Source organism: Variovorax beijingensis (genome assembly GCF_003951285.1).
Classification (GTDB): Bacteria; Pseudomonadota; Gammaproteobacteria; order Burkholderiales; family Burkholderiaceae_C; genus Variovorax; species Variovorax beijingensis.
Map to the genome: position 1 here is coordinate 123,120 of NZ_RXFQ01000010.1, position 24,229 is coordinate 147,348.

The 24,229-nt window shown below is 69.1% G+C and carries 29 protein-coding genes and 1 riboswitch; of the genes, 10 read left to right on the forward strand and 19 right to left on the reverse strand.

Annotation, left to right across the window (positions count from 1 at the left end):
* Positions 1-6: 6 nt before the first annotated feature.
* The gene (locus EJO66_RS18730) at positions 7-492 is read right to left on the reverse strand and encodes an Lrp/AsnC family transcriptional regulator (protein WP_125965766.1); all 486 of its coding nucleotides are present in this window, start codon (positions 490-492) and stop codon (positions 7-9) included.
* A gap of 141 nt (positions 493-633) precedes the next feature.
* Here EJO66_RS18730 and glmS point away from each other — a divergent pair, with 141 nt between their 5' ends.
* Positions 634-2,514 (forward strand): glutamine--fructose-6-phosphate transaminase (isomerizing), encoded by a 1,881-nt coding sequence (gene glmS / locus EJO66_RS18735; RefSeq protein WP_124960875.1) that lies wholly within the window; start codon positions 634-636, stop codon positions 2,512-2,514.
* A gap of 30 nt (positions 2,515-2,544) precedes the next feature.
* On the opposite strand, the gene EJO66_RS18740 is transcribed toward glmS, so the two are convergent.
* The gene (locus tag EJO66_RS18740) at positions 2,545-3,837 is read right to left on the reverse strand and encodes a M20 metallopeptidase family protein (protein ID WP_240648607.1); all 1,293 of its coding nucleotides are present in this window, start codon (positions 3,835-3,837) and stop codon (positions 2,545-2,547) included.
* A 245-nt stretch (positions 3,838-4,082) separates the two neighbouring features.
* On the opposite strand from EJO66_RS18740, the gene EJO66_RS18745 reads away from it, so the two are divergent.
* Genes EJO66_RS18745 through EJO66_RS18760 form a run of 4 tightly spaced genes read left to right on the forward strand, consistent with a single transcriptional unit; the run spans position 4,083 to position 6,354 of the window.
* Positions 4,083-5,207, forward strand: coding sequence for a 3-deoxy-7-phosphoheptulonate synthase (locus EJO66_RS18745; RefSeq protein WP_012746152.1), 1,125 nt, complete (start codon positions 4,083-4,085; stop codon positions 5,205-5,207).
* A gap of 8 nt (positions 5,208-5,215) precedes the next feature.
* On the forward strand, positions 5,216-5,572 hold the full coding sequence (locus tag EJO66_RS18750; RefSeq protein WP_124960877.1) for a DUF2200 domain-containing protein: 357 nt from the start codon (positions 5,216-5,218) through the stop codon (positions 5,570-5,572).
* A gap of 59 nt (positions 5,573-5,631) precedes the next feature.
* A complete protein-coding gene (locus EJO66_RS18755) occupies positions 5,632-5,934 on the forward strand; it encodes a GFA family protein (RefSeq protein WP_125965768.1) in 303 nt (100 codons plus the stop codon).
* Positions 5,935-5,982: 48 nt separating this feature from the next.
* Positions 5,983-6,354: a DUF2845 domain-containing protein gene (locus EJO66_RS18760; RefSeq protein ID WP_223262411.1), complete on the forward strand. Its 372-nt coding sequence runs from the start codon at positions 5,983-5,985 to the stop codon at positions 6,352-6,354.
* A 78-nt stretch (positions 6,355-6,432) separates the two neighbouring features.
* On the opposite strand, the gene EJO66_RS18765 is transcribed toward EJO66_RS18760, so the two are convergent.
* Both EJO66_RS18765 and EJO66_RS18770 read right to left on the reverse strand, forming a co-directional pair.
* Positions 6,433-6,723 (reverse strand): DUF1330 domain-containing protein, encoded by a 291-nt coding sequence (locus tag EJO66_RS18765; protein WP_124960879.1) that lies wholly within the window; start codon positions 6,721-6,723, stop codon positions 6,433-6,435.
* A gap of 57 nt (positions 6,724-6,780) precedes the next feature.
* On the reverse strand, positions 6,781-7,092 hold the full coding sequence (locus tag EJO66_RS18770; RefSeq protein WP_124960880.1) for a hypothetical protein: 312 nt from the start codon (positions 7,090-7,092) through the stop codon (positions 6,781-6,783).
* A 165-nt stretch (positions 7,093-7,257) separates the two neighbouring features.
* On the opposite strand from EJO66_RS18770, the gene EJO66_RS18775 reads away from it, so the two are divergent.
* From EJO66_RS18775 to EJO66_RS18790, 4 genes are all read left to right on the forward strand, one after another.
* Entirely contained in the window at positions 7,258-7,536 is a 279-nt protein-coding gene (locus tag EJO66_RS18775) for a GIY-YIG nuclease family protein (RefSeq protein ID WP_124960881.1), read from the forward strand.
* Positions 7,537-7,635: 99 nt separating this feature from the next.
* Positions 7,636-8,877 (forward strand): 3-methyl-2-oxobutanoate dehydrogenase (2-methylpropanoyl-transferring) subunit alpha, encoded by a 1,242-nt coding sequence (locus EJO66_RS18780; RefSeq protein ID WP_125965769.1) that lies wholly within the window; start codon positions 7,636-7,638, stop codon positions 8,875-8,877.
* 4 nt (positions 8,878-8,881) lie between these two features.
* Positions 8,882-9,895 (forward strand): alpha-ketoacid dehydrogenase subunit beta, encoded by a 1,014-nt coding sequence (locus tag EJO66_RS18785; protein WP_124960883.1) that lies wholly within the window; start codon positions 8,882-8,884, stop codon positions 9,893-9,895.
* Positions 9,896-11,140, forward strand: a complete 1,245-nt coding sequence (locus EJO66_RS18790; protein WP_125965770.1) for a dihydrolipoamide acetyltransferase family protein — start codon at positions 9,896-9,898, stop codon at positions 11,138-11,140.
* 17 nt (positions 11,141-11,157) lie between these two features.
* Here the strand turns inward: EJO66_RS18790 and EJO66_RS18795 are convergent, their stop codons facing one another.
* The 15 genes from EJO66_RS18795 to EJO66_RS18865 form a co-directional block, all read right to left on the reverse strand.
* Positions 11,158-11,514 (reverse strand): (2Fe-2S) ferredoxin domain-containing protein, encoded by a 357-nt coding sequence (locus tag EJO66_RS18795; protein ID WP_124960885.1) that lies wholly within the window; start codon positions 11,512-11,514, stop codon positions 11,158-11,160.
* Entirely contained in the window at positions 11,511-12,491 is a 981-nt protein-coding gene (cobJ, locus tag EJO66_RS18800; protein ID WP_124960886.1) for a precorrin-3B C(17)-methyltransferase, read from the reverse strand. The genes EJO66_RS18795 and cobJ overlap by 4 nt, the downstream gene beginning before the upstream one ends.
* A complete protein-coding gene (locus EJO66_RS18805) occupies positions 12,488-13,282 on the reverse strand; it encodes a CbtA family protein (RefSeq protein ID WP_125965771.1) in 795 nt (264 codons plus the stop codon). Before EJO66_RS18805 ends, cobJ begins: the two co-directional genes overlap by 4 nt.
* A 14-nt stretch (positions 13,283-13,296) precedes the next feature.
* Positions 13,297-13,497 carry a CbtB domain-containing protein gene (locus EJO66_RS18810; RefSeq protein ID WP_124960888.1) on the reverse strand — a complete coding sequence of 67 codons (201 nt, stop codon included), beginning with the start codon at positions 13,495-13,497 and terminating at the stop codon, positions 13,297-13,299.
* A gap of 35 nt (positions 13,498-13,532) precedes the next feature.
* A complete protein-coding gene (locus tag EJO66_RS18815) occupies positions 13,533-13,937 on the reverse strand; it encodes a cobalamin biosynthesis protein (RefSeq protein ID WP_124960889.1) in 405 nt (134 codons plus the stop codon).
* Positions 13,934-14,671: a cobalamin biosynthesis central domain-containing protein gene (locus tag EJO66_RS18820; protein WP_125965772.1), complete on the reverse strand. Its 738-nt coding sequence runs from the start codon at positions 14,669-14,671 to the stop codon at positions 13,934-13,936. Before EJO66_RS18820 ends, EJO66_RS18815 begins: the two co-directional genes overlap by 4 nt.
* Positions 14,661-15,458, reverse strand: a complete 798-nt coding sequence (gene cobI / locus EJO66_RS18825) for a precorrin-2 C(20)-methyltransferase (RefSeq protein ID WP_124960891.1) — start codon at positions 15,456-15,458, stop codon at positions 14,661-14,663. Before cobI ends, EJO66_RS18820 begins: the two co-directional genes overlap by 11 nt.
* Positions 15,455-16,765, reverse strand: coding sequence for a precorrin-6y C5,15-methyltransferase (decarboxylating) subunit CbiE (gene cbiE / locus EJO66_RS18830; RefSeq protein ID WP_124960892.1), 1,311 nt, complete (start codon positions 16,763-16,765; stop codon positions 15,455-15,457). The genes cobI and cbiE overlap by 4 nt, the downstream gene beginning before the upstream one ends.
* Complete coding sequence (locus tag EJO66_RS18835; protein WP_124960893.1) at positions 16,762-17,859, reverse strand: cobalt-precorrin-5B (C(1))-methyltransferase; 1,098 nt, start codon at positions 17,857-17,859, stop codon at positions 16,762-16,764. The genes cbiE and EJO66_RS18835 overlap by 4 nt, the downstream gene beginning before the upstream one ends.
* The gene (locus EJO66_RS18840; RefSeq protein ID WP_124960894.1) at positions 17,856-18,545 is read right to left on the reverse strand and encodes a precorrin-8X methylmutase; all 690 of its coding nucleotides are present in this window, start codon (positions 18,543-18,545) and stop codon (positions 17,856-17,858) included. The genes EJO66_RS18835 and EJO66_RS18840 overlap by 4 nt, the downstream gene beginning before the upstream one ends.
* Positions 18,542-19,471 carry a sirohydrochlorin chelatase gene (locus tag EJO66_RS18845; protein WP_125965773.1) on the reverse strand — a complete coding sequence of 310 codons (930 nt, stop codon included), beginning with the start codon at positions 19,469-19,471 and terminating at the stop codon, positions 18,542-18,544. The genes EJO66_RS18840 and EJO66_RS18845 overlap by 4 nt, the downstream gene beginning before the upstream one ends.
* Positions 19,468-20,313, reverse strand: a complete 846-nt coding sequence (gene cobM, locus EJO66_RS18850) for a precorrin-4 C(11)-methyltransferase (RefSeq protein ID WP_125965774.1) — start codon at positions 20,311-20,313, stop codon at positions 19,468-19,470. Before cobM ends, EJO66_RS18845 begins: the two co-directional genes overlap by 4 nt.
* Before the next feature lie 159 nt (positions 20,314-20,472).
* Positions 20,473-20,737, reverse strand: a riboswitch (cobalamin riboswitch).
* Positions 20,731-20,967 carry a hypothetical protein gene (locus EJO66_RS18855; RefSeq protein ID WP_124960897.1) on the reverse strand — a complete coding sequence of 79 codons (237 nt, stop codon included), beginning with the start codon at positions 20,965-20,967 and terminating at the stop codon, positions 20,731-20,733. Its footprint overlaps the riboswitch before it by 7 nt.
* A 96-nt stretch (positions 20,968-21,063) precedes the next feature.
* Positions 21,064-22,062: a Bug family tripartite tricarboxylate transporter substrate binding protein gene (locus EJO66_RS18860; RefSeq protein WP_124960898.1), complete on the reverse strand. Its 999-nt coding sequence runs from the start codon at positions 22,060-22,062 to the stop codon at positions 21,064-21,066.
* Between the two features lie 41 nt (positions 22,063-22,103).
* Positions 22,104-23,168 carry a tartrate dehydrogenase gene (locus EJO66_RS18865; protein ID WP_125965775.1) on the reverse strand — a complete coding sequence of 355 codons (1,065 nt, stop codon included), beginning with the start codon at positions 23,166-23,168 and terminating at the stop codon, positions 22,104-22,106.
* A gap of 111 nt (positions 23,169-23,279) precedes the next feature.
* Between EJO66_RS18865 and EJO66_RS18870 the strand changes: the two genes are divergently transcribed.
* Complete coding sequence (locus tag EJO66_RS18870; protein WP_124960900.1) at positions 23,280-24,209, forward strand: LysR substrate-binding domain-containing protein; 930 nt, start codon at positions 23,280-23,282, stop codon at positions 24,207-24,209.
* The last annotated feature ends 20 nt before the right edge of the window (positions 24,210-24,229 follow it).

A 24,229-nucleotide genomic window follows, 5' to 3' on the forward strand; every position in this document is an offset into this window, starting at 1 on the left:
GGCGCCTCAGGGCGTGAGCGGCACCCTGGGCTCGAACTTCGCGCGCTTCAGGCTGAAGAAGGCCTTGACGTTGCGCACATTGGCGTCGGCCGTGAACAGGCGCTGCGCCAGCGCGCCGTAGTCCGGCATGTCGCGCGCCGCCACCACCAGCACGAAGTCCGGCCCCGGCGAGACGCGCCAGCATTGCTGCACGGCATCGTCGGCGATCACGCGGGCCTCGAAGGCATCGAGGGCCGCGGCGTCCTGCCGGTCCAGCGAAATCTCGACCACCGCCTGCAGGCCGTGGCCCAGCACCGCCGCGAGCCTGTCGGGCGAGAGCAGCGCGACCTGGCGCTCGATGAGCCGCTCCTGCCGCAGGCGCTGCACGCGGCGCAGGCAGGTGGGCGGCGAGATGCCCACCTCGGCGGCCAGCCGCTGGTTGGTCTGCGAGGCGTTGCGCTGGAGCGCGTCGAGCAGGCGGAGATCTATTGCATCCAGGGAAATTGATTCCATATTCAATTGAATTATGGAATAAAAATCGAACTACCTGAATCGATGAAAGAAAAGTTTGAAACTAGTCGAATTTTGATCGCATATTTTTTCGACTGATTCCTACCATCGAGCCTCCTCTTCAAAATTCAAAGGCAGCTCACCATGTGCGGCATCGTCGGCGCAGCGTCCCATCGCAACATCGTTCCGGTCCTGGTCCAGGGCCTGCAGAGGCTCGAATACCGCGGCTACGACTCCTGCGGCGTGGCGGTCCATGCGGGCGGCCTCACGCGGGCGCGCACCACCTCGCGCGTGGCGGACCTCGTCACGCAGGTGCGCGAAGACCATGTCGAAGGCCTGACCGGCATCGCCCACACGCGCTGGGCCACGCACGGCGCGCCCGCGGTGCACAACGCCCATCCGCACTTCAGCCACGGCCCCGGCGCCGATGCGCAAGGCGCGCGGCCGGGCCGCATTGCGCTGGTGCACAACGGCATCATCGAAAACCACGAAACCCTGCGCGCGGCGCTCGAAGCCAAGGGCTACGTGTTCGAGAGCCAGACCGACACCGAGGTCATCGCCCACCTCGTCGACAGCCTCTACGACGGCGACCTGTTCGAGGCCGTGAAGGCTGCGGTGCTGCAACTGCACGGCGCCTATGCCATTGCCGTGATGTGCCGCGACGAGCCGCAGCGCGTGGTGGGCGCGCGCGCGGGCTCGCCGCTGATCCTGGGCGCGGGCAAGGAGGGCGGCGAAAACTTCCTCGCGAGCGACGCCATGGCGCTGGCTGGCGTGACCGACCAGATCGTCTACCTCGAGGAAGGCGACGTGGTCGACCTGCAGCCCGGCAAGTACTGGATCGTCGACCGCAACCACAAGCCCGTGCAGCGCCAGGTGCGCACCGTGCAGGCGCACAGCGGCGCGGCCGAGCTCGGTCCGTACCGCCACTACATGCAGAAGGAGATCTTCGAGCAGCCGCGCGCCATCGGCGACACGCTCGAGGGCGTGGCCGGCATCGTGCCCGAGCTGTTCGACGGCATCGGGCAGGACGGTGCCACCGGTGCGAGCGCGCACCGCGTGTTCAAGGACATCGACAAGATCCTCATCCTGGCCTGCGGCACCAGCTACTACAGCGGCTGCACCGCCAAGTACTGGCTCGAGAGCATCGCGAAGATCTCGACGCAGGTCGAGATCGCGAGCGAGTACCGCTACCGCGATTCGGTGCCCGATCCGAAGACGCTGGTGGTCACCATCAGCCAGTCGGGCGAAACGGCCGACACGCTGGCCGCGCTCAAGCATGCGCGCTCGCTCGGCATGGAACAGACGCTGACCATCTGCAACGTGGCCACCAGCGCGATGGTGCGCGAATGCAAGCTCGCCTACATCACGCGCGCCGGCGTGGAAATCGGCGTGGCCTCGACCAAGGCCTTCACCACGCAGCTGGCCGGGCTGTTCCTGCTGACGCTCGCCATCGCGCAGACCAAGGGCCGCCTGAGCGAGGCCGACGAGGCGCGCTACCTGAAGGAGATGCGGCACCTGCCCGTCGCGCTGCAATCGGTGCTCGCGCTGGAGCCGCAGATCATCGGCTGGGCCGAAGACTTCGCGCGCAAGGACAACGCGCTGTTCCTGGGCCGCGGGCTGCACTATCCGATCGCGCTCGAAGGCGCGCTCAAGCTCAAGGAAGTGACCTACATCCACGCCGAGGCGTACGCGGCCGGCGAACTCAAGCACGGCCCGCTCGCGCTGGTGACGAGCGAGATGCCCGTGGTGGCCGTGGCGCCCAACGACACCCTGCTCGAAAAGCTCAAGAGCAACCTGCAGGAAGTGCGCGCGCGCGGCGGCGTGCTCTACGTGCTGGCCGACGGCGACACCAAGATCAAGGGCAGCGAAGGCCTGCACGTGATCCGCATGCCCGAGCACTACGGCGCGCTCTCGCCGCTGCTGCACGTGGTGCCGCTGCAATTGCTGGCCTACCACACGGCCTGCGCGCGAGGCACCGATGTCGACAAGCCGCGCAACCTGGCGAAGAGCGTGACGGTGGAGTGAGGGTCAAGCGCTTGCACCGCCCCCGATCCATCAGCGCGCCCCGGTCCGTGCACGCGTCATCTGCGCCAGCGTCGCGCTGGTTAAGGCCCTCACCCCGATGCGCATCGCGGATTCATCGATGGTGAACAGCGGCGAATGATTTGTCGGGCCGGCGCGATCGGGGTAGGGCGAGGCGTTCAGGATCCAGAAAACCACCGGCACGCCCGTGCCGCCGAAGGCGCCAAAGTCTTCCGACCCCATCGAGGGCAGGATCTCCGCGACCTTGTCCTTTCCTGCTGCAGCCTTCAGGGCATCGACAAGCGCCAGCGTGGTCGGCGCATCGTTGACAAGCACGCCGTAGCCCCCGCCGGTGTCGATGCGCACATCGGCCTTGACGCCGTAGCTGGCCGCGATGTGCTCGGCCTTCATGCGGATCTGCTCGTGGGCGACCTTCTGGTTCTGCGCCGACAGCGCACGCACCGTGCCCGAGAGTTCGGCGGTCTCGGGCAGGATGTTGAAGCGGTTGCCGCTTTGCAGCATGCCCACCGTGACCACGGTGGCACCGCCATCGATCGTCGGGTTGGTGCGATGGCTGACGATGTTCTGCAAGCCCAGGGCAATTTCCGCGGCCGCCAGCATCGGAGAGTTGGCGGCCCATGGCGCGGCGCCGTGCCCGCCGGCGCCATTGAGCTTGATGTTGAATACGTCGATGCTGGCCAGCATGGCGCCGGGCCGATAGGAGATGGAACCCTTGGGCGCCTGTGCGCCGATGTGCTGGCCCAGCACGACGTCGACCTTGGGATTCTCCAGAACCCCTGCCTTGACCATGGCCAGCGCACCGCTGGGGTTCTCCGCGCCAGGGCCGATCTCTTCGGCAGGCTGGAACAGGAAGACCACCGTGCCGGGCAGATCCTCTCGCATGGCCGCAAGCGCTTGGGCGGCGCCCAGCAGCATGGCCACGTGGGTGTCGTGGCCGCAGACATGCGACACCGAAACTTCCTGGCCGCGCCACGCAGCCTTGGCCGTCGAGCGAAACGGCAGATCGTTGCGCTCCTCGACGGGCAGCGCGTCCATGTCTGCGCGCAGCGCCACCACCGGCCCGGGCTTGCCGCCACGCAGCACCGCCTTGATCCCGGTCCTGGCGATGCCGGTCTGGACCTCGACGCCCGGGATCCTGGCCAACGCGGCGGCAATGTACCTGGCCGTTTCGACTTCTGCGTATGCAAGCTCGGGGTGCTGGTGGAGGTGGCGGCGCCACGCGATGACGTCGGGCTCGGCCGCGTCGGACAAGGCGAGCGCTCGCTCGAGCAAGGGCTGCGGCGTCGCGGCGCAGGCACTGGCCATTGGAATGCCGATGGCCGCTGCACACAGGAATGATCTGAGGACCTTCACTCTGCTTTTCCCTATTGATGGGTTTCCGCCGCCCGGGGCGATCCAATGTAGGTGGACGCCTCCCGGACATTCTTCCTGAAACTACAAAGCACCTTTTCATGTCTTGATGCACGCCGGGCGGCACGTGCTTGCGGAACGCCGGTGCACTGTGAAAGAGGACAATCCGGCAAGCCCCGTTCGAAACCACAGCCACCACCATGCCCCGCCTCGACGACCCCCTCCACGATGCCGAGATCGGCTCCCGCGACAGCACGCTCGACACCACCCGGATCGACGACGTGCGCATCGGTGCCGTCCGTCCGCTCATCACCCCTGCCTTGCTGCAGGAGCGCGTGCCCGTGCGCGACAACACGCTGGCGCTGGTCGAAGGCAGCCGCGCGGCAATTGCCGACGTGCTGCATGGCCGCGACGACCGGCTGGTCGTCGTGGTCGGGCCATGCTCCATCCATGACCACGACCAGGCGATCGAATACGCGCAGCGCCTGAAGACCGTTGCCGACTCGCTGCAGGACGACCTCCTGATCGTGATGCGTGCCTATTTCGAGAAGCCGCGCACCACCGTGGGCTGGAAGGGCTACATCAACGACCCGCACCTGGACGGCAGCTTCGCGATCAACGAGGGGCTGGAGCGCGCGCGGCGCCTGCTGCTCGAGCTGACCACGCTGGGCCTGCCGACCGGCACCGAGTTTCTCGACCTGCTGAGCCCGCAGTTCATTGCCGACCTGATCGCCTGGGGTGCCATCGGCGCCCGCACCACCGAGAGCCAGAGCCATCGGCAGCTGGCGTCGGGCCTGAGCTGCCCGGTGGGCTTCAAGAACGGCACCGACGGCAGCGTGAAGGTCGCGGCCGACGCGATCCTCGCGGCGCGCGCGCCGCATGCCTTCATGGGCATGACCAAGATGGGCATGGCGGCGATCTTCGAGACGCGCGGCAACGACGATTGCCACGTGATCCTGCGCGGCGGCAAGGCACCCAACTATTCGGCCGCGGACGTCGCATCCAGCTGCGAGGCGCTGCTGGCGAACGGCCTGCGGCCCCAGGTGATGATCGACGTCTCGCACGGCAACAGCAGCAAGCAGCACCAGCGGCAGATCGTGGTCGCAGAGGACGTGGCGGCGCAGATCGCGGCCGGCGAGCGGCGCATCACGGGCCTCATGATCGAGAGCCATCTCGAGGAAGGCCGGCAGGACCTGAAGCCCGGCGCGGCGCTGAAGCACGGCGTCTCGATCACAGACGCCTGCATCGGCTTTGCCCAGACGGTGCCGGTGCTCGAGGGCCTGGCGTCGGCGGTCAAGGCTAGGCGGCGCCTGCCGAAGGCTTGAGAGCGGCCATGCCAAGGCATCGAATTTTTGCGACGGCGTTTGCGAAGGTCTATCCGATGTACGTCCAGAAGGCCGAGCGCAAGAATCGTACGAAGGAAGAGGTGGATCAAGTCATTCGCTGGTTGACCGGCTACGACCAGGCGGGCCTGCAGCGGCAGATCGCACAGGAGAAGGATCTCGAGACCTTCTTTGCGGAGGCCCCAGCCATGAACCCGAACAGCTCGCTGATCAAGGGCGTGGTCTGCGGTGTCCGCGTCGAGGAAGTCGACGATCCGCTGATGCAGAAGATCCGCTATCTGGACAAGCTGGTCGACGAGCTCGCGAAGGGCAGGAAGATGGAGAAGATCCTCCGGCAGCAGGACTGACCTTCGGGCGTTGCGTCCCGTGCACCATACTCGCGGCATTGACACAGGAGGAGATCGGCGTGACCACTCGACGTGATGGAGGATGCCTGTGCGGGGCCATGCGCTTTATCGCCCTGGGCGAGCCCATGCGCACCTTGCAATGCCATTGCAGGCCCGAGTACCGCGGGATCTCTCGCGGGGCGTTCGACGACCCGAACTCCGTATCGATCAGCTCGCACATCTGGACCAGCTCGGCGCAAACGGGGGTCGTGCTTCCTGCCGGAACAGACTGCTTCCAGTTCGCCCGCGCGGACCTGGCCGGCTCGCCCCAGGCACCTGCGCGCTTCGATACACCGCGGATGGCGCGCACGGGCGATGCCTGAGCTTCTCTCAGGATCAAGGTCCGGCGCGCGCGATGGAAGGTTCCTTCAATGAAAAGACCTCACCCCCACCGCTGGAGCCTTTGGCTCGCGGCGGCGTTCATGGCCATCCTTGTTCCGTCCGCCGAAGCTTCCCAATCGATGGGCTGCAACGGTTCGCTCGTGAGCAAGGGCGATTCGCCCGTGTCGTTGCTTCAAAAATGCGGCGAGCCGATCTATCGCCAGAGCGTCTGCGTTCCGATGCTGCAGCTCGGCTGGGTCGTGACGCCGTACCGTGCGGGCAGTCCCCAGGCGATTCTTGCGAATCAGTGCGTTCCCATGGAGGAATGGACATACGACCGGGGTCCAGGTGCATTTCTCGGCGTCGTTCGCATCTACAACGGCGTAATTGAATCCGTGCGCGACGGCGACCGCAGCCGGTGAAAGCCAGAACACCGGACATGCCCGCCGGCTTCCGGCTTCCTGCAAGCGAATGAACCTGAGAGCCCGATCCCGGATGTCTCAGGCCCCTTCGATGATCCGCAGGTCCCGTTCGGCGCCGTCGCCCAGCGCGGCAAGCGCGGCCTGGTAGTCGGGGCTGTCATGCACGGCCCTGGCTTGCTCGACGCTATCGAACTCGATCAGCACGGTGCGTTGGGACAGACCGAACTCGTAGACCTCGGCGGGCAGGCCGCGCGCCAGGAAGCGGCCGCCGCCGGCAGTGATGGCCGGGCCGGCCAGTTTTGCGTAGGCCGCGAGTTTGTCGGCGTCGTTGACGGCACGGTACGCGCTGACCCAGTAGGCTTTTGCCATGGTGATTTCTTCTTCTCTCTGTTGCTGAGCGAGCAATATAGCTTGCCCGTCGCGCCCTCAGTCCCACGCAGGAATTTCGTGCAACACATCGTTGGGGCGGCCGACGATGTCGACGCCGGTGATGCCCGCGCCGCCCGGCAAGAGCTGGACATCGCAAATGACCTCCCAGGCATGGCTTTCGGTGCGCCGCGCAAGGCACACTTCCTCGCCGGCGGCAAGGAGTTCCGCGCATTCGCCGATGCCGATCCGCCGTGCCGCGCCAAGGGCAAATTCGGTCGAACCGAACTCCTGCTCCACCACCGGGTGAATGGCGACGAGGTCGATCTTCCCGTCGCTGAAGTGAACAGCGGTAATTGCATGCTGGGCCATGTTCAACCTCCATTCGTGGAGAGCCCCCACAGGGCTGCGGCAACTACCGCCGGCGGGCTCGGTTGCCCACTGTACGCCCGCAACGGCGCGTTCCCCTCGCCGTTGCGCCAAAGCCGACTCTGGCGAAGGGCGGCTTCCGGCGGCTGCGGCTGCACAATCCGCGCCATGCCCCGATCCCTGCCCGACCCCAGTCCCGTGCCCTACTGGCTCTACCTCCTGGAATGCGAAGGCGGCGTGTACTACACAGGGATCGCGCTCGACGTGGAGCAGCGCTTCTTCCAGCACGTGTTCGGGCTGGGCGCCAAATTCACGCGCGCGCGTCCTCCGCTGCGTGTGCTTGCAGCGCGCGCCTATCCTGACAAGGGCTCCGCGCTGCGGGCGGAGATCAGGGTCAAGGCATTGCCCCGCGCGCGCAAGCTGGCCTTCTTCGAAGCCGAGGACTGACGCCCGCAAGAAAAAATACGCGGTTGACCGGCTGCGCTCCAGACTGAAATTCGCTAGGCTTTGCTGGCGAGCGATCCCATCGAGCGCGGAGACAACGCGATGAGCCAGGGCGCATCTCTTCGTCTGCATGTGCCGGAGCCCACCGGGCGGCCCGGGCATGAGACCGACTTTTCCTATCTCCACCTGTCGCGAGCCGGCGAGGTGCGAAAACCCCCGGTCGACGCATCGCCGGCCGACACCAGCGACCTGGCCTACACGCTGGTGCGCGTGCTCGACGACGAGGGCCGCGCGGTCGGCCCGTGGGCGCCCGAGGCCGACCCCGAGCTGCTGCGCCGCGGCTTGCGCGCGATGATGAAGACGCGCGCCTTCGACGCCCGCATGCTGATCGCGCAGCGGCAAAAGAAGATCTCGTTCTACATCCAGTGCCTCGGCGAGGAGGCCATTGCCACCGGCCACGCGCTGGTGCTGCAGCAGGGCGACATGTGCTTTCCCACCTACCGCCAGCAGGGCCTGCTGCTGGCGCGCGACGACGTGACGCTGCTCGAACTGATCTGCGAGCTGATGTCCAACGAGCGCGACCCGCTCAAGGGGCGGCAGCTGCCGGTGTGCTATTCGATGAAGCGGGCCGGCTTCTTCTCGATCTCGGGCAACCTGGCCACGCAGTTCATCCAGGCGGTGGGCTGGGGCATGGCCTCGGCGATCAAGGGCGATACGCGCATTGCCTCGGGATGGATCGGCGACGGCGCCACCGCCGAGTCGGACTTCCACACGGCGCTGACCTTCGCGCACGTGTACCGCGCGCCGGTGATCCTCAACGTGGTCAACAACCAGTGGGCGATCTCGACCTTCCAGGCGATCGCCGGCGGCGAGGCCACCACCTTCGCGGCGCGCGGCGTGGGCTGCGGCATCGCATCGCTGCGCGTCGACGGCAACGACTTTCTCGCGGTGCTGGCGGCCTCGCGCTGGGCCGCGGAGCGCGCCCGCAGCAACCTCGGGCCGACGCTGATCGAATGGGTGACCTACCGCGCCGGCGCGCACTCGACCTCGGACGATCCCTCGCGCTACCGTCCGGCCGACGACTGGGCGCATTTTCCGCTGGGCGATCCGATCCCGCGCCTGGCGCAGCACCTGACGGCCATCGGCGCCTGGTCGCAGCAGGAGCACGACCAGACGCAGGCCGACCTGGAGGCGCAGGTGAACGCCGCGCTGAAGGAGGCCGAGCGCTTCGGCTCCATGGCCGACGGCCACGTCGCCGGCGCCGCGACCATGTTCGAGGACGTCTACAAGGAGATGCCCGAGCACCTGAAGCGGCAGCGCGCGCAGCTGTCGTCCGAGGGATGACGCCATGGCCTCGATGACCATGATCCAGGCCCTGCGCTCCGCCATGGACGTGATGCTCGAGCGCGACGACAACGTGATCATCTACGGCCAGGACGTGGGCTACTTCGGCGGCGTGTTCCGCTGCACCGAAGGCCTGCAGGCCAAGTACGGCCGCTCGCGCGTGTTCGATGCGCCGATCAACGAGGGCGGCATCGTCGGCTCGGCCATCGGCATGGGCGCCTACGGCCTGCGCCCGGTGGTGGAAGTGCAGTTTGCCGACTACGTCTATCCGGCCTACGACCAGATCGTGTCCGAGGCGGCGCGCCTGCGCTATCGCTCGGCGGGCGACTTCACCGCGCCGATCACCATCCGCATGCCCTGTGGCGGCGGCATCTACGGCGGCCAGACGCACAGCCAGAGCCCGGAGGTGCTGTTCACGCACGTCTGCGGGCTGCGCACGGTGATGCCCTCCAATCCGCGCGATGCCAAGGGCCTCCTGATCGCCTCGATCGAGAACGACGACCCCGTCATCTTTCTGGAGCCCAAGCGGCTGTACAACGGCCCCTTCGACGGCCATCACGAGCGGCCGCTGGTGTCCTGGTCGGCCCATCCGCTGGGCGAGGTGCCCGAGGGCTACTACACGGTGCCGCTGGAGTCGGCCACCGTGTTCCGCCCCGGCGCCGACCTGACGGCGATCACCTACGGCACCATGGTGTTCGTCTCGGAAGCGGCCGCGCAAGAGACCGGCATCGATGCCGAGATCATCGACCTGCGCAGCCTGTGGCCGCTGGACCTGGAAACGCTGGTCGCCTCGGTGAAGAAGACCGGCCGCTGCGTGATCGTGCACGAGGCCACGCGCACCAGCGGCTTCGGCGCCGAGCTGACTGCGCTGGTGCAGGAGCATTGCTTCCATCACCTGGAGGCGCCGATCGAGCGCGTGGCCGGCTGGGACACGCCCTATCCGCATGCGCAGGAGTGGGCCTACTTTCCGGGGCCGGCGCGCGTAGGTGCGGCGATGCGCCGCGTCATGGAGAACTGAATGGCCACGCATGCAATCAAGGTGCCGGACCTTGGCGAAGGCATCGCCGAGGTGGAGCTGGTGGCGTGGCGCGTGCAGCCCGGCGACACGGTGGCCGAGGATCAGGTGCTGGCCGACGTGATGACCGACAAGGCCACCGTCGAGATTCCCTCGCCGGTCGCGGGCCGGGTGCTCGCGCTCGGCGGCGAGGTGGGGCAGCAGCTCGCGGTGGGCGCGGAGCTGGTCCGGATCGACGTGGAGGCGCAGGGTGAGGCGGTGCAGGCGCCGGCGGCGCCCGCCCGCGCGCCTGCACCTGCACCTGCAGCGGCAGCGGCAGCGGCAGCAGCAGCCGCGGTGACACCCGCCCCGGCTGTGCGCACATCCCCATCGGCCGGCAAGCCGCTCGCCGCGCCCGCCGTGCGCCATCGCGCCGCCGTGCTCGGCATCGATCTCCAGCAGGTGCCGGGCAGCGGCGCGGACGGCCGCATCCTGCACGAGGACCTCGACGCCTGGCTGCTCCGCAGGCAGGGCGCGCAGGCGCCGAGCCCGCCGCGCTACGCGGAGCGCGACGGCGAGGAGGTCGTGCCCGTGACCGGCGTGCGCCGCCGCATCGCGCAGCGCATGCAGGATGCGACGCGCCGCATTCCGCACTTCACCTATGTCGAGGAAGTCGACGTGACAGAGCTGGAGCTCCTGCGCGCGCGGCTCAACGAACGCTGGGGCAGCGAGCGGCCGCACCTGACGCTGCTGCCGCTGCTGGTGCGCGCCATCGTGCTGGCGGTGCCGCGCTTTCCGCAGATCAATGCCCGCTTCGACGACGAGACCGGCGTGCTCACGCGCCATGGTGCGGTGCACGTTGGCATCGCGACCCAGACCGCGGTCGGCCTCATGGTGCCGGTGCTGCGCCACGCCGAAGCGCGCGACCCCTGGTCGAGTGCAACCGAGATCGCGCGCCTGGCCGAGGCCGCGCGCGCGGGCCGCGCCACGCGCGACGAGCTGAGCGGCTCGACCCTGACCATCACCAGCCTTGGCGCACTGGGCGGCATCGCGTCCACGCCGATCATCAACGCGCCCGAGGTGGCGATCGTCGGCGTCAACCGCATCGTGCAGCGACCGGTGATGCAGGGTGGTGCGGTGGCCGCGCGCCGCATGATGAACCTGTCCTCCTCCTTCGACCACCGCGTGGTCGACGGCCAGCTGGCGGCCGAGTTCGTGCAGGCCGTGCGCGCCTCGCTCGAATGCCCGGCGCTGCTCTTCGTCGAATAGCCGGTGCTCGCGGCGTCTCAGGTGTCTTCGTCCGGCGCGAGGCCCGGTCCCTGGTGGAACACGAGGTCTTCCACCACCACGCCGCCCACCAGGTGCTGCGACAGGATGCGGTCCATGTTCTCCGGCGTGACGTTGTAGTACCAGGTGCCGTCGGGCTGCACGCACATCACCGGCCCGCCCTTGCAGGCCGCGAAGCAGCCGACGCGGCTGCGCTTGACGCGCAGCGCACCTTCGTTGAGGCCCGCGGCCTTGAACTTGTCGCCCAGGCTGTCGAACAGGTCCTGCGAAGCGCCGTCGGGGCTGCAGCGCGGTCCGGTGCAGACCAGCAGGTGGCGCTTGTAGCCGCCGATCTTGGGCTTGACCACCTCGCTCATTCCTGCGCCTCCTCGAGCGGCGCGGCCGCGGCGCTTTCTTCCTCGGCCGGTGCGGCAAGCACGGCCTCGATGTAGTCGACGGGCAGGCGGTGCTGCGCCGCCAGCGCGGCGGCGCTCGCGCCCTCGGCGTGGTCGGCGCGCAGGTCGGCCATCCAGCCCAGCAGGCCGGTCGACAGCGAGCGGCCGGGCTTCTCGCCGCTGCGCGTGTTGCCGCCGTCGTCCAGGTCGTACTTGTTGGCATAGCCGCGCGGCGTGACCATGAGGCCGTGCTGCACGAAGGTGTGGCTGTTGCCGATGAGCACGGTCGTCAGCATGCCGATGTCGCACTCGCTCATGTGGGCGAGCGTGGTGAACTCGATGCGCTCGCGCCGGCGGTAGGCCGACTTGACCACCGCCACCGGCGTGTCCGGGCGCCGGTGCCGCAAGAAGAGCTGCTGCGCCTGCACGATCTGCTGGGTGCGCCGTCCGCTCTTCGGGTTGTACAGGGCCACCACGAAGTCGGCCGCCGCCACCGCATCGAGCCGCCGCGCGATCACGGGCCAGGGCGTGAGCAGGTCGCTCAGCGAGATCGAGCAGAAGTCGTGCGTGAGCGGCGCGCCCACCAGCGCCGCGCAGGCGTTGATGGCCGACGCGCCGGGCACCACCTCGACGGCGATCTCGGACTCCGGCGTCCAGCCGGCCTGGAACAGCACCTCGTAGGTCGGGCCGGCCATGCCGTAGACGCCGGCATCGCCGCTGGAGATCAGCGCCACCTTCTTGCCCTCGCGGGCACATTCGAGTGCATTGACCGCGCGGTCGAGCTCCTCGGTCATGCCCTTGCGGATCACTTCCTTGCCCTCGAGCAGGTCGGCCACCAGCTTGATGTAGGTGCTGTAGCCGACCACCACGTCGGCTTCGGCGATCGCGGCCAGCGCGCGGCCCGTCATGTGGTCGTGGTGGCCGGGCCCGATGCCGACCAATGAAATCTTGCCGCTCATGGATTCACCTCCAATGCCTGCGCAGTGCGCGCATGGCCGAACGCGGCGGCCAGCGCCGGCCGCAGCCAGCGCTCGAACGCCAGGCCGCAGGCCACGCCCGTCGAGGCCCAGAAGCTCAGCGAGATCGAGGTGGTCACCCAGATGAAGCGGGCATCGAGCGCCCGCAGCGCGGCCTGTGCCTCGGGCCCGAAGCCCGCGAAAGGATCGCCCGCGGCCTGCGGCGCGCCCACGACGAAGGGCAGCGCCAGCCAGGCCGCGGCCGCGGGCCAGCGCAAGGCGCTGCGCAGGCCCGCGAGCGAGATGCAGGCCAGCGCCGCGCCGGCTGCGGCCAGCACCCACCAGCCCTGGCGCGAGCCCAGCCGGGCCGCATCCATGCCGGGGATCTCGGCCGGCAGCCCGAGCGACGGCCAGAAGTGAAAGCTCAGCCAGCCGGCGGCAGACACCAGCAGCGCCAGCGGCAGCGAGCGCATGCGCGTGCCGCGCCAGAGGCAGACGCCCATCGCCGCGAGCACCAGCAGCGCCATGCTGAAGGCATGGAGCATGTTGGCGACCCAGCTCCAGAAGCTGCGCTCGGCGCCGTCTTCGGGCTGCCATTGCGAAGCCTCGGCGACAGCGCCGTGGGCATGGGCCGCGTCATGGCCGTGGTCCGCCACAGGCGCGGCCTTCTGCGACTCGTAGCTTTCGGCCGCCTGGATGATCGGCGTGGCCTGCCAGTGCTGCACGCCGGTCTGCACGCTGCCCACCAGCACGGCCGCCGCCAGCGCGGACCAGATCAGTCGTTGGAAGATCATGGGAGGCTCCGCGCTCAATGGCAGGGCTTGACCGTGACGTGGCGCACGTCGTGCGCGGCGTTGTGCGCGAGCGGGCTTTCGGCAAAGGCGACGCCGTACAGGACGAACAGGCCCAGCGCCGCGGCGCCGGCCAGTTGCAGCAGCAGGCTGCGCGGCGTGCCGGCATGGGCGAAGCCGCCGGTGTGGGAAGTGGTGTGCGTGGAGGAGGCGTTCATTGCGGGTTCCATTCGAGGGTGAGGGTTGGGATTCATCAGGACATGCGCGCGATCGAGACCGTCGCGTGGCGCCCGTCGGCGCCGCGGTGCTTGTGCTTGGGGACGACCAGCGCCGCCATCGGCAGGCCGCCGCCGGCCAGCAGCGCGGCCGCCTCGCTGACCGAAGGCGTGCCGGTGTGGCGGCGCACCGTTTCCGACGGATGCGGCACGGGCACCTCTGCCAACTGCGCGGCGGGATAGAAGCGCAGCGCCCAGCCGTGGGCCGCGGCCAGCGCCAGCAGGCCGGGCTCGTCGGCTTTCAGGTCGATGCTGGCTGCCGCCGCCACCTGCACCAGCTGCGCGCCGATGCCGGCCAGCGCCTCGTCGATCGCCTGCTGCAGTGCGGCCTGCGGCGTGCCGCGGTCGCAGCCCAGGCCGATGGCGTAGCGCGCGGTGCTCATTGCGGCGGCCGATAGACGACGAGCCGCTCGGCCAGCGCGCTCCAGCGTTCGGCGCTCACCTCGGCCTGCGTGATCCACAGCACGGCCTTGAAGCGCGCGAGGTCGACCTCGTCGAAGCGCGCGAAGCGGTGGATGTTGGCGGGCAGGGGGGTGGGGCGGGTCCACCAGTCGGCACTGCCCGCTTCCTGCACCACGGCCACCGGCTCGCCGTTCACGACGTGGGCCGAGACGCGCGTGATGTTGATCTTGGGCGCCTCCACCTTCCAGCCGAGCTCGCGGCCGAGGATGTCGACCGGAATCGTCTTGCCCACGTCCGACGCGGTGGTCAGCACCGGCGTGGCGCCCAGCATCGAAGCGACCTGCTCGGCCATCGCGTTGGCGCCGCCCACGTGGCCCGAGAGCACGGGGATCACGAACTGCGCGGCGTCGTCCACCACCAGCACGCCGGGGTCCTCGTCCTTGCTCTTGAGGTGCGGCGCGATCAGCCGCACCACGGCACCGAGCGAGACGAAGAATACGACCTGGTCGAAGTCCGCGAACAGCGCCGCGATCTCGTCGCGAAAGGCGCCCGCATAGGCGCGCACCGGGTTGGGCAGGCCGGCCATGAGCGGCGCGAACTTGTCGGCCACGCACACGCTGGCCTCGGGCAACTGGCGGGCCAGCCCGGCCGTCTGCTGCGCGCCATGCCTGGTGATGGCCACGAGCACCACGCGGGGTGCGGCGTCATTCGTCATTCGGGTTGTCCTCTTCGATTTCGGTGCTGGTCTTCTTGCGGCAGCCGCGCACCAGTTCGCCGCGTTCGCGGCCGGGGTTCTTCACCAGCAGCAGCGACAGATAGTTGACCTTGCTGCCCTTCAGGCTGGCCACGTCGTGCACGATGCGTTCGACCGGCGAGCCGGCCTTCTCGATGAAGCGGCTGTGCGCGAGCAGGCCGCGCCGCGCCAGCAGGTCGATCAGGTCGTCGAGCAGCGGCTTGACCTTCATGAGCACCAGCGTGTCGAAGTCGTCCAGCATCCTCTCGACCGCGGCAATGCCGTAGGCCGCCGGCACGATGGCCACGGTGTCGTCCTGCTCGGACAGTGGCAGCTGCAGGCGCGCGCAGGCCGCGTTGAACGAGGTGACGCCGGGCACCACGTCGATGCGCGCGGCCGGGTCGAGCTCGCGCAGCACGCGCGCCAGGTAGCAGAAGCTCGCGTAGGTGGAGGCATCGCCTTCGACCAGGAACAGCACGTCCTGCCCGGTCGCGAGCAGCGCCTGCACGGTCTCGGCGGCCTTGAGCCAGTGGCGCGCGAGCTTCTCGGCGTCATGGGTCATCGGGAACAGCAGCGCCTGGTGCTGCGCGGGCGCCGACAGCCCGGCGCGCAGCGCGATGTCGAGCGCGTAGCTTTCCTTGCGCAGGCTGCGCACGGGGTAGGTCCAGACCGCGTCGGTGCGCGTCAGCAGGGACCAGGCGCGGCGCGTGATCAGGTCCGGATCGCCCGGGCCGAGCGATACGCCGTGGAGCATGCCGGGTGCCGTCATGGCGCGCCACCTGCCTGTGCACAGACCAGCCACACCGGGTTCTCGGCCGCGAGCCGGTGCATGTGCAGGATCGGCTTGCTGCGCGAGGCCTGCAGCTGCAGCACGTCCCAAACTGCGCCCTGTGCCTTGAGCGCCTCGACCGCAGCCGCGAGGTTCTCGATGGTCACGAAGTTCATCACCAGCCAGCCGCCCGGCCGCAGGCGCCGCAGCACCAGCGTGATGAGCTCGGCCAGTTCGCCGCCGGAGCCGCCGATGAAGACGGCGTCCGGGTCGGCCCAGGCCGCCAGGCCCTCGGGCGCCTTGCCGTGCACCAGGCTGTGGTTGCTGATGCCCATGGCCTGGCGGTTGCGCGCGACGATGGCGCTGTCGTCCGCGTTCTTCTCGATCGCGTAGACATGGCCGCGCCAGCACAGCCGCGCAGCCTCCAGCCCGACCGAGCCGGAGCCCGCGCCGATGTCCCACACCACGCTGTCGGCGCGCAGCTGCATGCGCGCGAGCGAGACGGCGCGCACCTCGTTCTTGGTGATCAGGCCCTTCTCGGGATGGCGCTGCTCGAAGCTCGCGTCCGGCAGGCCGAACAGCACCTGCGGCGCGCGCAGCCGGGTGCGCCAGAGCAGCACCACGTTCGGGTCGGCAAAACGCATCTGCGCCGCGGCCGCGATGCGCATGCCGCTGACCACGCGCTCCTCGGGCTGGCAAAGGCGCTCGGCCACGGCCATCTCGAAGTCGTCGGCCAGGCCTTCGGCCACCAGCATGCGCGCGATGCGGTCGGGCGTGTTGTCGGGGCTGGTGAGCACGGCCAGCCGGTCGTGCTGGCGGATGTCGCGCAGCAGCGCGTAGAGGCCGTGCGCGGGCGGCGATCCCGGCAGCCAGTCACCCGCGTCCTTCGCATGCACGGAGGCAAACTTCATCTCCTGCCACGGCAGGCCGAGCCGCGCGCAGGCCAGCTGCAGCGTCGACACGTTCGGAATGACCTCGATCGCCTCGATGCACAGGCGCGCGGCCAGGAAGGCCGCGATGCCATGGCACAGCGGATCGCCGGTGGCCAGCACGACCACGCGGCACTGTTCGGCCTGCGCGGCGCGGATCCATTCGGGCACCTGCGACAGTGCACCGCCGAGGTCGCGCTGCACCGCGCCGGGTGCGATGTGCGGCGCGAACAGCGCCAGCGTGCGCGCCGCGCCGATCACCAGCTGCGCCTGCTGCAGGTGGGCCATCGCGCTGCGCCCGAGGCTCGCGTCGCCGTCGTCCAGCACGCCGAGGATGCGGCATTTGTGGGTCATGTTGTTCTTGTCGTTGTCGTTCACGGGGCCTCCGCGATCTTTCGGCCTTCGAAGTCGCAGACCAGCACTTTCAGTTCGAACTGGTCGGGGTAGCGCGTGCGCAGCGTCTGGATGACGCGCTGCGCGAGCGCCGTGTGAAAGGCGGTGCCGAGCCCGAGCGCGTCCATGCGCTCGCCGGCATAGCGCGCGGTCTCGTTGCCGCGGATCGCATCGCACACATCGGGCGGTGCGCCGAGTCCGGCGGCCAGTTCGGCCAGCAGGCCGGTGTCGACCTCGGCCCGGCCGGCGTGGGTGATGGTCTCGCCCTGCGCAATCTTGGTGAGCTTGCCGACCATGCCGCCGATCACCACCTTCCGGATGCCGGCCTTGACCGCCGCGCCCATCGCATAGCGCAGGAAGTCGCCCATCTGCACGAAGGCAGGCTCGGGCAGTTCCGGCATCTCGGCCATCACGAATTTCTCGGTGCGCCCACCGGTCGTGAGCACGACCACGCCGTGGCCCAGCGTGCCCGCCACCTGCACGCCCTGCACCACGCTCGCGCGGTAGGCGGCGGTGGAATACGGCTTGACGATGCCGGTCGTGCCAAGGATCGAAATGCCGCCGAGGATGCCCAGCCGCGCATTGAGCGTCTTCCTGGCCATCTCTTCGCCCTGCGGCACGGAGATGGCAACTTCGAGGCCGACCTCGTCGAGCAGTGCCGCGCCCACCGCACGCACGTTGGCCTCGATGTTGCGGCGCGGCACCGGGTTGATGGCCGGCCCGCCCACGGCGAGCCCGAGGCCCGGCATGGTGACGGTGCCCACGCCGGTGCCGCCGGCCAGCACCACCTGGCCCGCCAGATCGGGCAGCAGGCGCACGTCGGCCGTGAGGTGGGCCTTGTCGGTGCAGTCGGGGTCGTCGCCGGCGTCCTTGATGACCATCGCATGCGCGCTCGCGCCGTCGGCCCGGCCGTCGTGCACCGCGAAGCGCACGAGATCGCCGTTGGGCAGCAGGCACTCGACCTCGCCGGGCACCTGGCCCGTGACCAGGCCGATCACCGCCGCGCGCGCCGCCGCGGCCGAACACGCACCGGTCGTGAAGCCGGTGCGGGTGCCGCGGGGTGCGCCCTTGTCCATCATGCGGCGTGTTCGCGCGCCTCGGCCAGGCCCAGCAGCGCGTGGATCGCGGCCACCACCAGCGTGGAGCCGCCCTTGCGCCCGCGGATGACGATCCAGGGCACCTCGTTTTCGAGCGCGACCAGGTCCTTCGACTCGGCCGCCGACACGAAGCCCACCGGCATGCCGACCACCAGTGCGGGGCGCGCACCCTCTTCGTGGATCAGCCGCACGATCTCGATCAGCGCGGTCGGTGCATTGCCGATGCCGACGATCGCGCCGTCGACCAGCCCGAGCCGGTGCGCCTTGCGCATCGCCTGCACCGCGCGCGTGGTGCCTTCGGCCATCGCCTGCGAGATCACGTCCGGGTCGCTGATGAACTGGTGCGTGCCCATGCCGAAGTGCGCCAGGCGCGGCGCCGAGAGGCCCACGCAGATCATCTCGACATCGGCCAGCACGCGGCTGGCGCGCGAGCGGATGGCGGCGATGGCGGCGTCGACCGCGCCCGGGTGGAAGTCGGTCAGGCCGTTGAAGTCGAAGTCGGCGTTCGCATGGATCATGCGGCGCACCACGGGCCACTGGTCGGCGGTGTAGGCATGCGAGGCCACCTCGCGGTCGATCACCGCGAAGGAGTCGTGCTCGATCGCGCGGCCCGCCGCGGTGAGCTGCTCGGTGACGACGTTGGCCGCCGGGGATTGCGTCGGCTTCATCGCAGCGCCGGCGCCGGATCGTGCGCATGGGCGTGGCCATGCGCGTGGTCGTGGTCGTGATGGTGATCGTGGCCGTGCGCCGCCGCATCGCCATGGTGATGGCCGCCCAGCCCATGCTCCACCGCGAAGTCGCGGAACTTGCAGCCGTCGCAAGGCATGAGCGCGGCCGGCGCGCCGCGCCGCAGGTCGTCCACGCGCTGTTCGAGCAGCGCGAAGATCTCGGGCTCGAAGCCGAAGTAGCGCGTGGAAACGAAACGGATCGTCGGGTACTGCGCCCTCAGATGCTCGACCTGGCGCGCGATGCGCTCGACCAGCGTGCCGTTGAACAGGTAGTAGGGCAGCACCACCACCTGCTTCATGCCCAGCAGGCCCTGGCGCTGCACGGCCTTCTCCAGGCGCGGGTAGGTGATGCCCGTGAAGGCAAGGTCGACCAGCTCGTGGTCGGTCTCCTCCATCAGCCAGCGCGCCATCTTGGCCATGTCGCCGTTGGCCTGTCGGTCCGACGAACCCCGGCCCAGGATCACCACGCCGGTGGTGGTCGGGTCGGGCATGTCGAGCGCCTGCATCGCGTCCTTGAGGCGGCGCTGCAGGATCGCCAGGATCGGGTCGCAGGCCGTGAGGTGCGGCGCGTAGAGGAACTGCACCATCGGGTACTTGAGCCGGGCGCCGTCGATGGCCTGCGGAACGTCCATCTTCACGTGGCCCGCGGCATTGAGGATGAGCGGCACCACGATCACCCGCCGCGCGCTCTCGGCCGCGCGGCGCAGGCCCTCGCTCATCGTGACCTCGGAGAACTCGATGAAGCAGACCTCGATGCGCCAGCCCGGCTGCCGCTCGCGCCATTGCGCGGCAAAGGCCTCGATCTCGTCGTTGCCGGATTTTTCGCGCGAGCCGTGGCCCACCAGCAGAATGGTTTCGGAGTTCATGGGAGATCCTGGCGCAGGGTTTGGGCGGGAACGCTCGCGCGCCGGAAGCGGTGCGTGAAGCTCGCGTCGTAGAGCTTGGATTTGGCGAGCGTGGTCCACTGCCGCGCGCCCAGCGTGGGGCTGGCGATGATCATCGACTGGCTCGCGATGCGCGCGTCGCGGCACAGCGCCTGGATGGTCGCGACCGTGCCGCGCACGATCTTCTCCTCGCCCGGCCAGCTCGCCTTGTGAACCACCACCACGGGCGCATCGGGCGACCAGCCGGCGGCCGTGAGCGCGGCCGTGACCTTGCCCATCAACGTGATGCTCAGGAAGATGCACAGCGTGCTGTGGTGCGCGGCCAGCGCCTCGAGCGACTCGCCCTCGGGCATTGGCGTGCGGCCTTCGACGCGCGTGAAGATCACGGTCTGCGTGACCTCGGGCAGTGTGAGGCTTTCCACCGCCGCCGCCGCCGAAGCCATGGCGGAGGACACGCCCGGCACCACGCCGATCGGCACGCCCGCCGCATCCAGCGGCTGCACCAGCTCGATCAGCGCGCCGTACAGGCCCGGGTCGCCGGTCTGCAGGCGCACCACGGTCTCGCAGCGCGCGGCCTGCGCGATCAGCCAGGCCGACATCTGCTCGAGCGTCATGCCCTTGCTGTCGGCGATGGCGCAGTCCGGCCGCGCCCAGCGCACGGCGGTTTCGCTCACGAGCGAGCCGGCGAACAGGATCGCCCCGGCGCGCTCGACGAGGCCGCGGCCCTTGACGGTGATGAGTTCCGGGTCGCCCGGGCCCGCGCCGACGAACCACACGGTTCCCGGTGCCGGCGCACTGCCTGGAGCGATGGCTCGCTCGTTCATGATGATGATTCCTCCGCGCCCGCCGCGCGATAGATGGTCGGTAGGACCGGGCAGGGGGAGAAATCGGAGGGGCGCCAGTGGATGCGGTTCCGGCGGATGCACACCTGCATCGAGCCGGACGCCATGCGCCGCCCGCCGATCCTCGCCCACCGCAAGGTCATGCGCTCTGGTCGTCAGGCCGGTCTCCGGGCTCACGAGCGAAGGGCCATCGGCTCTCCAGCAAAGACCACCTTCCCATGCCGTTCGCGGCACAGTGGCGCGGGACCGAATCCCGGGGTCTTGCTTCTTGACTCGTTTACCGTTGCGGGGGCAGCGTCGGCATTGCGCGGTGTTCTCTCCACCGCCGCGCACCGACTTCCCGTTTCACCCTGGCCACCCCGCCGTTTACACGGGGCGCCAGGACACCTGACAACGCGCTCAAAGTGTATCAGCCGCGATATGCGCACGCCTCAACTCGTCCTGCTCCGCAGGGCTCAGCTCGCTCGCCAGGCGCCTGAACTCGGCCTGGTAGCAGGGCAGCATCAGCGCCGCCGTGAGCGCGTGGACGTCGTTGCCGCGTGCAAGGCGCTGGTTGCAGGCCGCGATGCTTTCATAGATGCCGAGCGCCTGCGCGACGCGGTCGTTCTTGCTGCTGTTCCTGCTGTTGCTGCCCATCGCCGGCTCCTTGTGGCGCGCCGTGGATGGCGCCGCAAGGCAACTCTAGGGACTCGCGAGCGCAGCGGGGAGTAACAAGATCGTCGTGAATCCGGCCTACTCGACCGCGACCTTGCCTTCCTTGACCAGCCTCGCGAACTTCGCCGTCTCCTCGCGGATGCGGGCCGCCATCTCGGCGGAGCTGTCGCCGATCGGGTCGGCGCCGATCGCGCGCATCCGTTCGGCGAACTCCGGCGATCTGATGATCCTGGCCATCTCGGTGTGGAGCTTCGCGGCGATGTCCTTCGGCGTTCCCGCCGGCGCGAGCACGCCGAACCAGGTGCCGATGTCGAAGCCCTTGAGCCCGGCCTCTTCGAGCGTCGGCACCTCGGGCAGCACGGCGGAGCGCTTTGCGGTGGTGACGGCCAGCGCGCGCAGCTTGCCGCCCTTGATGTGCTGCAGCACGGGCGTGATGGTGTCGAAGGACATGTCCACCTGCCCGCCCAGCAGGTCGGTGGTGAGCGGGCCGCTGCCCTTGTACGGCACGTGCAGCAGCCTGGCGCCGGTGCTGGCCTGGAACTGGGTGCCGATCAGGTGCTGCGCCGTGCCGTTGCCGTTGGAGCCGTAGGCCAGTTCCTTGGCCGACGACCTGGCAAGCGCGACCAGTTCGGCGACCGACTTGGCCGGCGTGAGCGACGCATTGACCACCAGCACGTTCGGCACCATCGCCACCGTGGTGATGGGCGCGAAGTCTTTCTGGAAGTCATAGGGCAGCTTCTTGTAGACGCTGGTCGCGATGGTGTGGTGCACCGCGCCCATCAGCAGCGTGTAGCCATCGGGCCTGGCCTTGGCGACGTAGTCGGCGCCTAGCGTGGCGCCGGCGCCCGGCTTGCTTTCCACGATCACGGGCTGGCCCAGGGCCTTGGAGAGCGCATCGGCGAGCGCGCGGGCCAGCACGTCGGTGGTGCCGCCGGAAGGGAAGGGCACGATCAGGCTGATCGGCTTGGCCGGCCATGGCTCCTGGGCGGCGGCCCAGGGCGCGATGCAAAGGCCGAGGGCCGCCAGGGCGGTTCCCGCGAGGGTGCGGCGCCCGATGGCGAATGGTTGCTTCAACATGTCTTTGTCTCCTGGCTGACGGTCTGTGCCGTGTGTTTTGTTCATGCGAGCCGCGCGCACACGGCCTGCGTGACCTGCGCCGTGGTGGCACGGCCGCCGAGATCGCGCGTGTGCAGCGCGGGGTCGGCCGTCACGGCTTCGACGGCCAGCATGACGCGCCGGGCGGCCTCGGCCTCGCCCAGGTGCTCCAGCATCATCACGACCGACCAGAAGGTGCCGACCGGATTGGCCAGCCCCTTGCCCATGATGTCGAAGGCGGAGCCGTGGATCGGCTCGAACATCGACGGGTAGCGCCGCTCGGGGTCGATGTTGCCGGTGGGGGCGATGCCCAGGCTGCCCGCGAGCGCGGCGGCCAGGTCGCTCAGGATGTCGGCATGCAGGTTGGTCGCGACGATGGTGTCGAGCGAGGCCGGCCGGTTGATCATGCGCGCGGTCGATGCGTCGACCAGTTCCTTGTCCCAGGTCACATCGGGAAACTCCTTCGAGACCTGCAGCGCGATCTCGTCCCACATCACCATCGCGTGGCGCTGGGCGTTGCTCTTGGTGATGACCGTGAGCAGCTTGCGGGGGCGCGACTGTGCCAGCCTGAAGGCGAAGCGCATGATGCGTTCGACGCCGGCGCGGGTCATCATCGACACGTCGGTGGCGGCTTCGATCGGATGGCCCTGGTGCACGCGGCCGCCGACGCCGGCGTATTCGCCCTCGGAGTTCTCGCGCACGATGACCCAGTTCAGGTCGTCCGGGCCGCAGCGCTTGAGCGGGCCGTCGATGCCGGGCAGGATGCGCGTCGGGCGCACGTTGGCGTACTGGTCGAAGCCCTGGCAGATCTTCAGGCGCAGGCCCCAGAGCGTGATGTGGTCGGGAATGTGCGGATCGCCGGCCGAGCCGAACAGGATCGCGTCCTTGCCGCGCAGCGCGTCGAGGCCATCGGCCGGCATCATCACGCCGTGTCCGCGGTAGTGGTCGCCGCCCCAGCCGAAGTTCTCGAACTCGAACTTGAAGCTGCTGCCGGCCGAGGCCAATGCTTCGAGCACTTTCTGGCCCGCGGGCACGACTTCCTTGCCGATGCCGTCTCCGGGAATGGTTGCGATCTTGTATGTCTTCATGGCGATGTTCGCGGAAGGTTGAAAAGGAGCTTCCACTGTAAGAAGCAGGAGCCCGCGGAATCGGCGCTAAAGTGAAGCCATCGTTAACCTGGATTCAACAGTAGGGCCACGATGAGCAGCGCCATCCTTCCGGCCGATCTCGGCTTCTTTTCCACCCTGGCCAGCGCCGGCAGCCTGAGCGCCGCGGCGCGGGAACTGGGCATCACCACACCCGCGGTCAGCAAGCACCTGGCGCTGATGGAATCGCGCGCGGGCGTGCTGCTGGTCAACCGTTCGACGCGCCGCATGAGCCTCACGCCCGAAGGCGAGCTGTACCTGGAGCACGCGCGCCGCATCCTCGGCGAGATCGACGGCATGGAGGAGCTGCTGGGCGTGTCGCGCGCCACGCCCCGCGGCCTGCTGCGCGTGAACGCCACGCTGGGCTTCGGACGCAGCCATGTGGCGCCGCTGATCTCGCGCTTCGTGCGCAAGCATCCGGCCGTGGAGGTGCAGCTGCAGCTGTCGGTCAACCCGCCGGCACCGAGCGAAGACCTGTTCGACGTTTGCGTGCGCTTCGGCGCGCCGCCGGACAGCCGCGTGGTGGCAAGGCACATCGCATCGAATCGCCGGCTGCTGTGCGCATCGCCCGCCTACCTGGCGGCGCGCGGCATGCCGAAGGTTCCGAACGACCTGGCCAGGCACAACTGCATCGGTATCCGCCAGGGCGAGGAAGCCTATGGCGTCTGGCGCCTGACGAGCGGCCGAGGCCGCCATGCGCGCACCGAATCGGTCAAGACGCGCGGCAGCCTCGCGACCAACGACGGCGAGATCGCCGTGAACTGGGCGCTCGAAGGCCACGGCATCCTGATGCGGGCGGAGTGGGACATCAACCGCTACCTGCGCAACGGCCGCCTGGTGCAGGTGCTGCCGCAGTACTTCACGCCCGATGCGGACATCTACGCGGTATATCCGCAGCGGCACCAGCTGGCCGCGCGCGTGCGGGCCTTCGTCGATTTCCTGGCGCTTTCATTCACGCAGCAGATGGCGTCCGGCAAGGCATAGCCGCACGCATGATCCGTCGC